Source organism: Chamaesiphon sp. VAR_48_metabat_403 (genome assembly GCF_031422475.1).
GTDB lineage: Bacteria > Cyanobacteriota > Cyanobacteriia > Cyanobacteriales > Chamaesiphonaceae > Chamaesiphon.
This window is the reverse complement of sequence record NZ_JANPLS010000441.1, coordinates 1-12,826: the sequence shown is the minus strand read 5'-3', so window position 1 is coordinate 12,826 and position 12,826 is coordinate 1. Positions and strand designations below refer to the sequence as shown.

The window sequence follows — 12,826 nt, the reverse complement described above, 5'->3', positions numbered from 1 at the left end:
TCCCCTGTGGGTTCTGCCGCCCTTAATTTGCAGCAACCGGACGGGACGAGGTGCCAGCGATAGACAAATTGAGTGTTCGTCACGGTAATGACAGTTTGTCGAACCGGGCGGATGTTGGAATTGCTCGACTAGAAGATGTTCCCAATCTTGGCGACGATCGGGCAGTTGGCTTTGTTGGTTGGCTAAGCTGTCAGACATTTAAATCACATACTAGATTTTTTGAAAGCGGGGAGCGGGGAGCGAAAAGTGCGTTCTTGGGCGCGAGCTTTGTGGGGGAAGCTTCCCCCACAAACGTCGCTTGGTTCCCCCGGTCTTGTCTTGTCGTTTTCTTATTCGGGGAGAACCCCCCGTTGGCGGAGCCTCTCCGACAGGAGATATAAAAACGCCGCTGTCTCACCCTTTTTGACGGGGAACCCGTCCATTCGCGTAGCGTCTCCGTTAGGAGAAGGTGAAGCCCAAGTAGAGCACCTTTTCAAGAGAAGAGGTAAGTAAAGTAAATTAAATGACTAACAGCTTATTTACTCTGATGTCTACCTAACTAGGATTGATATACATTAAGGTTTGTCCGAATTCGATCGGTTGACCGTTTTCAACTAATACTTCTACAACCTGTCCGACGACTTCAGCTTCGATCTCGTTCATTAGTTTCATGGCTTCGATGATACACACAGTTTGTCCCATCCGAATCCGATCGCCGATCGAAGCAAAGGGTGGTTCGTCAGGGGCTGGCGATCGATAAAATGTCCCCACCATCGGCGACTTAATTTCTACCCACTTGCTATCGATCGTCGGTGGCATAGAGCGATCTGCTGCTAGCTGCTGGGGTTCGGGAGTCGAGACAGTTACAATGTGAGTATTAATATCGGCAACCGCATTCGAGAATGTCCCTCTAGAAACTTGAGGAATTCCCTGGCTGACTGTTAGTTCAAAATCAGCATTCTTGAGCGTCAATTCGGTAATATTATTATTGGCGATCGCCGCTAATAATTCGCTGAGTTCTTTAAAATCAATTGTCATATTCAGTCTGGTAGTGGTTGCTAATTATTAGGAATAGCAGCGATAAAAACAATATTTTTATTAATTAAATGTGCGCTCGCGATCGCGCAAAGCTTACTTCACTTGTAGCTTAATTCGGCTCCAGTCGCCGAGATCGCCTGTGAGCCGAGTATGAATTTTGACTTGACTTAAAAACGATCGCCAGCAAATCTAGTTTAGCTTTCGCGTCCGACATATTGGTCTGTGCGGGTGTCGATTTTAATTTTTTCGCCGATACTGATAAACAATGGTACCGTTACTTGCGCGCCTGTTTCGACGATCGCAGGCTTACTACCACCTGTCGCGGTGTCGCCTTTCATCCCCGGATCGGTTTCGGTGACTACCAATACTACCGTGTTGGGAAGTTCAACTTCCATAATTTGCTCGCCCCACCGGACGATACTCACTTCCATCCCTTCTTTAAGATACTTGACATTTGCGCCAATTTGTGTAGGAGTAAGATTGGATTCTTCAAACGATTCCATGTCCATGAACACGAATTGCTCGCCATCTTTGTAGGTATGCTGCATTTTAATCTTTTCGAGCGTAGCTTGGGGCATTGTTTCCCCAGCGCGGAATGTTTCTTCCACTACGCTACCGCTTTGGACATTTTTGAGCTTCGTTCTGACAAAAGCGGAACCTTTACCGGGTTTGACGTGTAGAGATTCGACGATTTTCCATACGCCGCCTTTCCACTCGATCGATACACCAGGTCTAAAATCGTTACTGGAAATCATGAATATTTGTATTTTTGCACAGAACTGTTGGCATCTTATTTTATCAGTCTTCGGGACTGTGGGGAAATGAGTGACTGACGATATCTTTCAAGCCCATTTTGGATTGATGTAACTGAATTCCCGCCACTGGATATTTTTTGACAGCACTTATCGATCGTGTCGAATCAGCGTTACACCTAAATTCTGATAAGCGATCGATTGTGCGGTTGTTACCGTTGGTGCGGTAACTAGGTAAGTTAGTGCCTGAATCGAACCCACTACATAAGTCGCCGCAGTATCCAATTTAGCGGCAGTTGCCAAGCCGACTACCTCGGCAGATCTGGCAATCATCGCACGTTTGATATAAGCCTCATCCAAATTTTGCACGCTAATCCCGATCTCTGGATGCAGACTACAAACCCCCAGCAGACACAAATCGGCGCGAATCATTCCCAATGCTTCGATCGTGGCTGCACCGATGTTGACTAATGCTTTTTTATACAGTTGTCCGCCCAGCATCATCACTTCAATGTGGGGATGTTCGGCGAGGGCGATCGCGATTGGTGGGCTATTTGTGACGATCGTAGCGGCTAAATCTAAGGGTAGCTGACGGGCAACCTGAAGCGTGGTCGTACCTCCATCTAAAATCGCCACTTGTCCTGGTCGAATTAATTGCGCCGCCGCGCGCGCGATCGCTTCTTTTTCTTGCGGGGCTTGCATTTGCCGTTCGGTATAGCTAGCGTTAACAGGAGCCGCCATCAATGCACCACCATGAACACGCTGCAACAGTCCCGATTCGGCTAGTTCGCGCAAGTCCCGCCGAATCGTGTCTTCAGATACCTTCAGCACGCCACTGAGTTCTGAGGACAGCACTTTCTTGTCGCGGCGGAGAATTTCGAGAATAAATTGTCTGCGCTCGGCTGTTAGCATCAGTGGTTTGCCTGAAAGTGCTGGTTTGGTCTTGTTAATGCCTGTTTGTTAGTATATACTTTTTTTCATGCTGGTTTATAAGCGGTTTTTCGCTTTCAAATATAAAATAACGCATTTTCATGCAAAATATTCGATTGGATATTCCCGCCCTACGGGCATCCCTGTCTTGAAAAGGTGCTTTACTTGCGGCTCGCCTTTGGACGGGTTCCCCGTCAAAAAAGGCGAGACAAGACAGGGGGAACCCCAAGACCGCACTTTTCGCTCCGAGGAGGGGATTTTCCACACTAGCTTTGTAGAAATTAATACTATTCACTATTTACTAAACCTATGACTACATTTCCGATCGATCTCTCAGCCTACAAACGCATCAGCCTCGATGCCAGCAAACCCACACTCACAGCCGAGCAGAAAGCCGATCTGATTGCCAATATCCAACTCTGTCGGGATGCGATCGTCTTTTTCACCGCTACTGGTGCAGCTCGTGGCGTTGGTGGACACACAGGCGGGCCATTTGACACCGTACCTGAAGTAATGATTCTCGATGCCCTCTTTCGCGGCGCGGCTGAGAAATACGTCCCCATTTTCTTCGATGAAGCCGGACACCGCGTAGCAACTCAGTATTTGATGTCCACTCTCAACGGTGACTTACCAGCCGAACGGTTGATGGAGTACCGCGCCGCTCATTCTCACCTACCTGGACACCCCGAACTCGGCTTTACCCCTGGAGTGAAATTTAGTTCCGGTCGTTTGGGTCACATGTGGCCGTATGTCAACGGTGTGGCGATGGCGAACCCAAATAAAATCGCTTTCTGCTTGGGTTCGGATGGTTCTCAGCAAGAAGGTAACGACGCAGAAGCCGCACGGTTAGCAGTTGCTCAGAATCTCAATGTCAAACTGATTATCGATGATAACGACGTGACGATCGCGGGTCATCCTTCCAAGTATCTCGTCGGTACCACCGTTGCGAAAACCTTAGTCGGTCACGGTTTGCAGATCCTCGAAGGGAATGGCGAAGATATCGATGACTTGTATGCACGAATCTGTCAAGCTGTCAATACTGCTGGGCCGATCGCGATTATCAATCATCGCCCCATGTGCCCTGGCATCGTCGGTTTAGAAGGTCAAACCCACGGACACGACGTAATTTCGGTCAAACTAGCGATCGAATATCTCGAATCTCACTCTCAACAAGCCGCCGCCGACCACCTCAAAGGCATCAAAGCACCCAAGAACGAATATACCTTCCTGGGTTCGAGCGATAAATGGGATGCCAACCGCAACGTCTTCGGCGATGCTGCTGTCGCCATCCTCGGACGGATGAGCGAGGCTGAACGAGTAGAAAAAGTAAAGGTAATCGATAGCGATCTCGAAGGCTCCTGCGGTCTGAAAAAGATTCACGATGCCTATCCTGAAGTCTTCATCTCCTCCGGCATCATGGAGCGCGGTAACTTCTCCGCCGCTGCTGGTTTCGGCATGGAACCAGGCAAACAAGGGATTTTCGGCACCTTCAGCGCGTTCCTGGAAATGTGTATTTCCGAAATCACGATGGCTCGGTTGAACAATTCCAACGTCCTCAGCCACTTCTCCCACTCTGGGATTGACGATATGGCAGACAACACTTGCCACTTCGGTTTGAACAATATGTTCGCTGACAATGGTTTGAGCGATGGTTATGATACCAACCTCTACTTCCCCGCCGACCCCCATCAAATGAAAGCCTGTTTGGAAACAATTTTCCACAATCCAGGTTTACGATTTGTATTCTCCACTCGTTCTAAAGTACCCGCTATTTTAGATACAAATGGCAAGGATTTCTTTGGCGGCGATTACAAATTTGTCTCTGGTAAAGATGAAGTAATTCGTGAAGGTACTCAAGGCTATATCGTCAGTTTTGGTGAAGCTTTATACCGCTCATTAGATGCAGTCGAACGCCTCAAACAAGAGGGGATTGATATCGGTTTGATTAATAAGCCAACATTGAACTCGATCGATGAAGAAATGATGGCGAAAATTGGTAAATCACCAATAGTATTAGTAGTTGAATCTTTCAACCGTAAAACTGGTTTAGGCAGTCGCTTCGGTTCGCAGTTATTGGAGCGCGGTTACAAGCCTAATTACAATCATCTCGGTACGCATATCGAAGGTTGTGGCGGTCTATGGGAGCAATTCCCACATCAAGGTATCGATCCGGCTGGGATTATGGCTGCGGTTAAGAAGTTGATGGGTTAGGAGATTTAGGTTTTGAAACGCACGAGTTGGAAGTTTCTTCTGGCTCGTGAGTTGCTTTTGGAGAATTAGAAATCTCATTGATTTTCACCTTTGTAATATAAAGTCTCATAGAAGTTTTCTTCGAGAACTTCTAGATAAGAACCTAACTTTTCTGTTCTGGTAAAACAGACTATCATCCCAAATGCAAAGGCTGGAAGTAAGCATTCTAATTTTCTTGCTACCTTTACAGGAAATAGATAGAAATTACATCCGAATCTATATTGAAAATCAAGATATTCATTTTCCTCGCATACTCTCTTTAATCCAGGTAATGTAAATCCTCGAACATGTCCTGATAGAGTCTCGATGCTGGTCGGCTGCATCCCAAATAATAATCCAATCCGGTTATGGAGTGACGCTAAGTTAGGTACTCCGATAATAACAATTCCATTAAGCCTAAGCACTCGAATTATTTCACTTAATATCCAAAAAATATCTTTGGTATGTTCTAGTACTTGATTGATAATAACTATATCAATAGATGCATCATCAAATGGCAATCTGTCTCTTTCAAGATTGAGTGAAAAAACTTCTATTTCTTGTTGCATCAGATTTTTCTGATAAGGTTCATAGTATTCTAGCGCGTAAATCTTAGCGGAATCATTGAAAATATTCTTTGCAGATAAAAGATCTGTACCGTTTCCTGCCCCAAGATCTAATATTTTATATTCATTTAACAAATTTTTCTCCTTGTATTTTTTCATGCAATATTTGACATGTTCTCGACCATAATTTAGTTCTTCGGTCCCTCTTTTTAAAGATAGTAAAAAATTGAACAATGGATGTCGCATAATTTAATAAAGAAACTACTTTAACCTATTTTACCAGTAAGCAATCACGATTCGATCGATTCCTGCGAACCCGTATAGGCGATATGTGAGTGGGGATTCGATCGAGCGTATTTTATCAGATCTGTAGGGGCGGGTTTATGCTAACAATCATCGCCAAGTTCCAGAAATTGTGAACGAACCCGCCCAACCCCACCAGCCAATATCAATCATGATTTGATTGTGTGGGTAATAATGTTCGATCGATCTGGATTCATGATGATATTTGATTCGATCGGGTTTCGGAAATGATATTCGATCGATCGATCGATATAATTCGTAGATGGTGACATTCGATCGTTTCGTTGACAATATCACCAAATAGATGCTCTCGATCGTGTGTACAAATGGTAACAAAATAAGCACCAGATCTCGAATAGTCATATCCGTTGAGTCGGGTCGATTGCCGATGATGGACATCTGAATTATATTGCATTGATTCCAAACAATTCAATTCAGCACATTATATCCGAGTAAGCTAAGAATTCGATCGAGCGTATTTTATCAGATCTGTAGGGGCGGGTTTATGCTAACAATCATCGCCAAGTTCCAGAAATTGTGAACGAACCCGCCAAACCACACCAGCAAATATCGATCGCGATTCGATCGTGCGTAGATGATGATGTTCGATCGGTTATTGGTGAGTGAGGGCGGGTTTGATTGAGATTTTGAGAGTTATGCGGAATCGAGGGATCGATCTACAGAAGACAAATTTATCAACCAATCGTTGCATGTCCAAAAGCTAACCCAGCGACTAACATGCCTAATACGAGAAAAGGCTGGGCACTGGCCTGATATTTAACATCATTTTCCAGCGGGTTGCGTAAGAAATACATATCTTGAAACGTAATCTGGGGAATTATCAGCAGTAATAAAATTGCTGCATAAAGATTTTGATGAATGGTTATCAGATAGACAGCAATACCAGCTTGAAAAATGTCAATCATCAGTACGCAAATCCAAGCAGACTTGTCAATTCCAAACATGACTGGGAGCGACTTCAATCCAAACTGTCGATCGCCTTCCACGCTCTTAAAATCATTGACGATCGCGATGCCTAATCCTGCTAAACTATAGAATAGAGTCATCACGATCAGCGTCCAATTTAACGTCCCAAATAACGCGTGACCAGCCCACCAAGGTAAGGCGATGTAACTTGCCCCCAGCGCGTAAGTACCCAGCCACCCATTTTGTTTTAATTTCAATGGTGGAGCCGAATAAATATAAGCTACAAATGCACCACCGATCGCCAAACAAGTCATCACGGGAAATTCATGACCTACCGCTCGATCTAGAATATAAGCAACCCCAATTCCCCCAAATAATAGGACGAAAATTTGGACGACTACTTGAGAACCCGAAATTGCCCCCGAAGGAATCGGACGATAAGGCTCATTTACCGCGTCGATCTCGCGATCGTACCACTCATTCACCACCTGAGTATAACCAGTTAATAATGGCCCAGACATCAACATACACAATGCGGCTTTGAGCACATTCTCGATCGTCCATGTATACTCACCCGACGATGCCGCACCGCAGACAACCCCCCACATCAGCGGAATCCAAGTAATCGGCTTCAGTAACTGCAACCGAATCTTCCAAATCGAAGCTGCCTCTGTCGAAGCACCCTTCATCCCCAACATCTGTCGCGTCTTCGCACCCTTATCTTCGGATGACTCAACTGGTAAATCGCTCATAATAAATTTAGGAGTGCTATTTTAGTCTAGGCTCATGTAGTAGAGCTTATAGACTAGAGTGTATAACTACCCAAGCTGTCAGTCAAATTAGGCTTTAGGTATTGGGCTTTAGGTTTTAGGTGTTTCCATCCCCCCAGTCTCCCCTCTCCCATCTCCCATCTCTCCCATCTCTCCCATCTCTCCCATGCCAACAGTTCGCCAGTTATTGCAATACAAAGCCAATGGCAAACAGATCGTCGCGCTGACAGCGTGGGATTTTGCAATCGCCCAAATTCTAGACACCGCTGGAGTCGATCTGATCCTCGTTGGCGATTCCCTAGCGATGGTAACACTCGGATATGAAAATACATTACCCCTCACTCTGGATGAAATCATCCACCACGCCAAAGCCGTCAAACGCGGTGTGAAAAACGCGCTCATCGTAGTCGATTTGCCCTTTTTAAGCTACCAAACTAGCACTGAAGTCGCGATCGCCTCAGCCGGAAGAATCCTCAAGGAAACAGGCGCACAGGCGGTTAAGCTCGAAGGCGGACATCCGACAATGGTAGCAACCATCGCCAGACTAGTGGAAATCGGGATTCCCGTGATGGGACATATCGGTTTAACACCCCAATCGGTACATCAATTAGGCTACCGTCAACAGGGACAAACCGAAATCGATCGCGATCGGTTGCTCGCCTCAGCAGTAGAATTAGAACGAGCGGGTGCCTTTTCGATCGTCTTAGAACATATTCCCGCCGATTTAGCCACATCTATTTCCCAAAAAATCTCAATTCCCACCATCGGAATTGGTGCTGGTACAGGCTGCGATGGACAAGTACTGGTAACAGCAGACTTATTAGGTTTAACCCTACGTCAACCCCCATTTGCCAAGGCTTACGTAAATTTACAGAAAATTATTACTCAAGCAGTGCAAGACTATAGTAATGATGTTAAATCGGCAACCGATAATCGCTAAATCATGCAGAGGGAAGAGGAGGATTGGTTGAAATTTGTCAAGCAGAAACGGATAATTGCCGTCATTAGATCGCCAGATTTGGACATCGGCAGAAAAATGGCTCATGCGGTTGCTGCTGGAGGCATCAAGCTAATTGAAATTACTGCCAACAGCGATCGACCCTGGCAGCTAATTGAGTCTCTCCATGCCGAATTACCAGACTGCTCGATCGGTACGGGCACAATACTAAGTCTATCTGACATGCAGAACGCGATCGCCTGTGGTGCTAAATATATCTTCACACCCCACGTCGATCTGAGCTTAATTCAAGCCGCAAATTCAGCCGCAATTCCGATCGTCCCTGGTGCTTTAACTCCAACCGAAACAATCGCAGCATGGCAAGCAGGCGCAACTGCTGTCAAAGTTTTCCCCATTCAAGCAGTCGGCGGCGTAGAATATCTAAAAGTACTACAAGGGCCGATCGGTCAAATTCCGCTGATTCCCACAGGCGGAGTCACGGAAACTAATGCCACCGACTTTCTCAACGCTGGTGCTATTGCCGTCGGCATCGCTGGCTCTCTATTTCCCCAGTCAGAAATTCAGCAAGAAGATTGGCAAAGTATCCGCGATCGCGCCAGTAATCTAATTAAAAGTGTGAATTCAAAAATTGTAGACTACGATCGATAATCTCTAACTTTCAAACGATAATCCCTAGCACTAAATCAGATCGAAACGATGACAAATAACTGCAAATGCAGTAGAAATACCTGTAATTGCCAACGCCATTGCGGGGTGTTGTCCTTGAGAGATCGCTAGTGTTGTCACTACTCCAGCCCCAAGCATCGCTGGCATAGCTACATCAAATAACGAAGTTTGTGATTTATTTTTGTACATAATAGAAGTTGTGTAGATAACAACATAGAAGTTGTGTAGATAACAACACTAGTAAATTTATTTTAATGTCTAGCAGCTTATCATTCGATCGATATTTCCCGATCGCAATTATGAGATTTTGTAATTAATATTGATAGTCTGAGATGTTTCTTAACGTTTTGCCAGCATTAGAGGCTGCAAATCTTCATTACAATAGTTGCCCCAGCATCATTCACGGTGTTGCTAGATTAGGGTTTGATTTAGCGATTGAGTAATGTAAATATCTCTCGATCTCGGTAATCGCTCGTCCGAATCTCCCGACTTATCTCGACAATTGCAATTGCGATCGAGCCTTTTAAAGTAATTAATAAAAAAAAGTGGGCAATGCCCACTTTACCAAAAATTTTAGCGTAATACTATTCCCACTCGATCGTGCCGGGTGGCTTGGAAGTGATATCATAAACCACGCGGTTGACACCTTTTACTTCATTCACAATCCGGTTAGAAACAATCTCTAAAAACTCGTACGGCACCTTCGACCAATCGGCAGTCATACCATCTTCACTAGATACACAGCGTAAAACGATCGGGTGTGCGTAAGTACGTTGGTCGCCCATTACACCGACACTATTAACATCGGCGAGTAGCACCGCGAAGGCTTGCCAGAGCTTGTCATAAAGTCCTTGTTTGTTAACTTCTTGACGGACGATTAAATCGGCATCGCGGAGGATATTGAGCCGCTCTGCTGTCACTTCGCCGATAATCCGAATTGCTAAACCGGGACCGGGAAATGGTTGACGTTTGACGATTTCTTCTGGTAATCCGATCGAACGTCCGACTTTTCGCACTTCATCTTTAAATAATTTGCGTAAGGGTTCGACAAGTTTAAATTGTAAGTCTTTAGGTAAGCCGCCGACGTTGTGATGGCTCTTAATTTTAACGGCGACTCTTTCGCCAGTACTCGGATCGACATTGGTATCTGCGGACTCAATTACATCGGGATATAATGTCCCTTGAGCGAGATAATCGAATGGCCCCAAACGTTTTGATTCTGACTCGAATACGCGGATAAATTCAGTCCCAATGATTTTACGTTTGGTTTCGGGATCGGTAACACCTGCGATCGCATTGATAAACCGTTCCCGCGCCATTACATATTCAACTTTAATATGGAATTGGTCTTTAAATAGGGCAACCAGGCGTTCTGGTTCGAGTTTCCGCATAAACCCTTGATCGATGAACATACAGGTTAATTGGTCGCCGATCGCACGGTGTAATAGGAATGCTAAAGTCGAAGAATCGACACCGCCAGATAGTGCGAGCAAGACTTTTTTATCGCCAACGCGCGCGCGAATATTTCTGATAGCTTCTTCGACAAATGCTTCGGTCGTCCAAGTTGGTTGACAAGCGCAAATATGATAAACAAAATTGCGAATTAGAGCGAACCCACCGATCGAATGCACTACTTCGGGGTGAAATTGGACCCCAAATAATTTGCGCTGATGATTGGCGATCGCCGCGCATGGTGTATTATCGGTATGTGCGAGTAAGTCGAAACCCGTCGGGAGGCGTTCGCAAGAGTCACCATGACTCATCCACATTGTCGTCCCTGCTTCGACATTTGTCAGCAGATCGGTAGGATCGTCGATGAGTAGTTCGGCTTTGCCATACTCAGCTTTTTTGGATTTAACTACTTCGCCACCGAGCTGTTGTACCATCAATTGCATTCCGTAGCAAACGCCTAGTACAGGAATCCCTAGATTCCAGATTTCGGGGTCGCATTGGGGCGCACGATCGTCGTACACTGAGCTAGGGCCGCCAGAAAGAATGATGCCTTTAGGATTTAGAAGTCTCAATTGCTCGGCGGTAGTCCGATAAGAAATGACTTCGGAATAGACTTGCGTCTCGCGAATTCTGCGGGCGATTAGTTCGGAATACTGGGAGCCGAAGTCCAGAATGACGACCATTTGCTGGTTTAAGCTTACTCCTGCTAACGGACGATCGGTAGGCTGAAGATCTGTGGCATTAGTTTCGGTTTGTGTTGTCACTGCGGACTCCCTTAAATTTGATACGTGTAGACTTTGTAAATCTCCGACCGTCTGGATTTGAAATGAGCGACTCTTAGCTTAAAAGAGTGAGATCGAACAAGATTTATAGTAGATAATAAAAAAATTTATATTCGATCGACTTTAGCACAATTGGGTTAAAAATGTTTTGCCAGTGGGACTAGTTGCGATAACTTGCCGAGTCCGATCGAATACTACAGAACCGACACTCACAGACTGCTGACTTTGACTATAAATGTACGTCTGCGATCGATTATCGATCCGATCGGTCAAATAGCCATAAATTTTGGTCACCCACTCACTTCCCTCGGCGACATCAATCTCATGCAGATATTTGAGGACACCTTCGGCTGTCTCACAGTCGAATAACCCCGCTAGTCTTGCTGCGGGTAAACCCATTCGCGCCGCCGCTGCGACTAAAATTTCCAATCTCCCATCGGCTAAATGGTGATGAGTATGAAAAATCCCCCCCGCCAATTTAATCAGCTTGCCATGATAGCCAAATAGTAACAACTTAGGCACTCCAAGCAATCCTGCCTCCGCTAATAATGGCCCCAACCAGTTCGCCGTCTTAATAATCCTCTCGCGCTTTACACCCATTTGCTGCGCCAGATCCAACCCATTCTCCCCAATACAGAACACCAACGGCAAAATCTCCCCGTCTCCCCCTCTCAACCTCAACTCCGCCAAACACGCCTCCAACTGCCCTGGCGCGCTTAAAGGTTGCGAAATTCCCGTCGTTCCCAGCAGTGATAAACCTTCAACCACGCCAAATGCCGCATTCGATGTCCGGGTTGCCAGCACCCTACCTTCAGGTAAAATAATCGTTACCTTAATTTTTTGCGCTGGTGTCAGTAAGGGGGCTAAATTAGCCCAGAAGAGCTGGCGAGCGTAACTATAAATTGCGGGCAGATTTTCGAGATTAGATTGCTTGCCGACCCCTTCTCCCCCCACTAGGGCGATCGTTTCTACCTGGGTGGAATCTGCCCATTCCACTACCGCCCACACTGGGGTCTCGCGGGTAAGATCTAAGTTATCGCCAGGATCGCTATGCGAGATCGCCAGAGCCATCTGAGGCTGAATTAACGCAACCTGTTCGATCGCGATTTCTACTCGTGCTGGTGGGGTAATTAAGTCTACCGTTACCGCCGATTTATTTGCGGTAGTAGCTTGCTGCAAACATTGTAATGCCGCGATCGCACTAGCAGTCGCAAAGACAGGTAGAGTATAACCAGAACGCATGGCAATTCACAATTTAATCAAACCAATTACCCTGAATCTTAGCAGCGATCGTCTCTATGCTGGTGCAATACGATACGAATGGGGCGTTGCTGGATTCTCTTGCAGAGCATCTGAGCCGACATAAATGTCGTCTAAAGGGTGAAAGAAACTTTGTTTGGGCACGCCCTAATTTCATGCTTCAACCCAATTTACAGATCCTTGCTCTGAGCCAGTTTCAGCTAAGTTCCTTAGA

General features: G+C 45.8%; 12 protein-coding genes and 1 pseudogene. 3 read left to right on the top strand and 10 right to left on the bottom strand.

Annotation, left to right across the window (positions count from 1 at the left end; all coding sequences use genetic code 11):
- The 4 genes and pseudogenes from RMO79_RS21150 to RMO79_RS21135 all read right to left on the bottom strand — a co-directional run.
- Positions 1–198, bottom strand: a pseudogene (locus RMO79_RS21150) (AraC family transcriptional regulator); the annotation flags it as partial.
- A gap of 336 nt (positions 199–534) precedes the next feature.
- The gene (gene accB / locus RMO79_RS21145) at positions 535–1,017 is read right to left on the bottom strand and encodes an acetyl-CoA carboxylase biotin carboxyl carrier protein (protein ID WP_310485241.1); all 483 of its coding nucleotides are present in this window, start codon (positions 1,015–1,017) and stop codon (positions 535–537) included.
- 194 nt (positions 1,018–1,211) lie between these two features.
- Positions 1,212–1,772 (bottom strand): elongation factor P, encoded by a 561-nt coding sequence (gene efp, locus RMO79_RS21140; protein ID WP_310485240.1) that lies wholly within the window; start codon positions 1,770–1,772, stop codon positions 1,212–1,214.
- A gap of 147 nt (positions 1,773–1,919) precedes the next feature.
- The gene (locus RMO79_RS21135) at positions 1,920–2,681 is read right to left on the bottom strand and encodes a DeoR/GlpR family DNA-binding transcription regulator (protein WP_310485239.1); all 762 of its coding nucleotides are present in this window, start codon (positions 2,679–2,681) and stop codon (positions 1,920–1,922) included.
- A gap of 327 nt (positions 2,682–3,008) precedes the next feature.
- Here RMO79_RS21135 and RMO79_RS21130 point away from each other — a divergent pair, with 327 nt between their 5' ends.
- Positions 3,009–4,910 (top strand): transketolase C-terminal domain-containing protein, encoded by a 1,902-nt coding sequence (locus RMO79_RS21130; RefSeq protein ID WP_310485238.1) that lies wholly within the window; start codon positions 3,009–3,011, stop codon positions 4,908–4,910.
- Positions 4,911–4,984: 74 nt separating this feature from the next.
- Here the strand turns inward: RMO79_RS21130 and RMO79_RS21125 are convergent, their stop codons facing one another.
- From RMO79_RS21125 to chlG, 3 genes are all read right to left on the bottom strand, one after another.
- Complete coding sequence (locus tag RMO79_RS21125; RefSeq protein ID WP_310485237.1) at positions 4,985–5,653, bottom strand: class I SAM-dependent methyltransferase; 669 nt, start codon at positions 5,651–5,653, stop codon at positions 4,985–4,987.
- A gap of 234 nt (positions 5,654–5,887) precedes the next feature.
- Positions 5,888–6,094 carry a hypothetical protein gene (locus tag RMO79_RS21120; protein ID WP_310485236.1) on the bottom strand — a complete coding sequence of 69 codons (207 nt, stop codon included), beginning with the start codon at positions 6,092–6,094 and terminating at the stop codon, positions 5,888–5,890.
- Positions 6,095–6,492: 398 nt separating this feature from the next.
- On the bottom strand, positions 6,493–7,476 hold the full coding sequence (gene chlG / locus RMO79_RS21115) for a chlorophyll synthase ChlG (protein WP_310485235.1): 984 nt from the start codon (positions 7,474–7,476) through the stop codon (positions 6,493–6,495).
- A gap of 184 nt (positions 7,477–7,660) precedes the next feature.
- Between chlG and panB the strand changes: the two genes are divergently transcribed.
- Positions 7,661–8,434: a 3-methyl-2-oxobutanoate hydroxymethyltransferase gene (panB, locus tag RMO79_RS21110; protein ID WP_310485234.1), complete on the top strand. Its 774-nt coding sequence runs from the start codon at positions 7,661–7,663 to the stop codon at positions 8,432–8,434.
- 3 nt (positions 8,435–8,437) lie between these two features.
- The gene (locus RMO79_RS21105; RefSeq protein ID WP_310485233.1) at positions 8,438–9,100 is read left to right on the top strand and encodes a bifunctional 4-hydroxy-2-oxoglutarate aldolase/2-dehydro-3-deoxy-phosphogluconate aldolase; all 663 of its coding nucleotides are present in this window, start codon (positions 8,438–8,440) and stop codon (positions 9,098–9,100) included.
- Between the two features lie 30 nt (positions 9,101–9,130).
- On the opposite strand, the gene RMO79_RS21100 is transcribed toward RMO79_RS21105, so the two are convergent.
- The 3 genes from RMO79_RS21100 to cbiD form a co-directional block, all read right to left on the bottom strand.
- Positions 9,131–9,307 carry a hypothetical protein gene (locus RMO79_RS21100; RefSeq protein ID WP_310485232.1) on the bottom strand — a complete coding sequence of 59 codons (177 nt, stop codon included), beginning with the start codon at positions 9,305–9,307 and terminating at the stop codon, positions 9,131–9,133.
- A 395-nt stretch (positions 9,308–9,702) separates the two neighbouring features.
- Positions 9,703–11,334: a glutamine-hydrolyzing GMP synthase gene (gene guaA, locus RMO79_RS21095; RefSeq protein WP_396136650.1), complete on the bottom strand. Its 1,632-nt coding sequence runs from the start codon at positions 11,332–11,334 to the stop codon at positions 9,703–9,705.
- 141 nt (positions 11,335–11,475) lie between these two features.
- Positions 11,476–12,594 carry a cobalt-precorrin-5B (C(1))-methyltransferase CbiD gene (cbiD, locus tag RMO79_RS21090; protein WP_310485231.1) on the bottom strand — a complete coding sequence of 373 codons (1,119 nt, stop codon included), beginning with the start codon at positions 12,592–12,594 and terminating at the stop codon, positions 11,476–11,478.
- Positions 12,595–12,826 lie beyond the last annotated feature (232 nt).

Bases quoted from the DNA above. Each gene is read 5' to 3' on its own strand.
- accB (WP_310485241.1), bottom strand. From the start codon at position 1,017: ATGACAATTGATTTTAAAGAACTCAGCGAATTATTAGCGGCGATCGCC.
- efp (WP_310485240.1), bottom strand. From the start codon at position 1,772: ATGATTTCCAGTAACGATTTTAGACCTGGTGTATCGATCGAGTGGAAA.
- RMO79_RS21135 (WP_310485239.1), bottom strand. From the start codon at position 2,681: ATGCTAACAGCCGAGCGCAGACAATTTATTCTCGAAATTCTCCGCCGC.
- RMO79_RS21130 (WP_310485238.1), top strand. From the start codon at position 3,009: ATGACTACATTTCCGATCGATCTCTCAGCCTACAAACGCATCAGCCTC.
- RMO79_RS21125 (WP_310485237.1), bottom strand. From the start codon at position 5,653: ATGAAAAAATACAAGGAGAAAAATTTGTTAAATGAATATAAAATATTA.
- chlG (WP_310485235.1), bottom strand. From the start codon at position 7,476: ATGAGCGATTTACCAGTTGAGTCATCCGAAGATAAGGGTGCGAAGACG.
- panB (WP_310485234.1), top strand. From the start codon at position 7,661: ATGCCAACAGTTCGCCAGTTATTGCAATACAAAGCCAATGGCAAACAG.
- RMO79_RS21105 (WP_310485233.1), top strand. From the start codon at position 8,438: ATGCAGAGGGAAGAGGAGGATTGGTTGAAATTTGTCAAGCAGAAACGG.
- RMO79_RS21100 (WP_310485232.1), bottom strand. From the start codon at position 9,307: ATGTACAAAAATAAATCACAAACTTCGTTATTTGATGTAGCTATGCCA.
- cbiD (WP_310485231.1), bottom strand. From the start codon at position 12,594: ATGCGTTCTGGTTATACTCTACCTGTCTTTGCGACTGCTAGTGCGATC.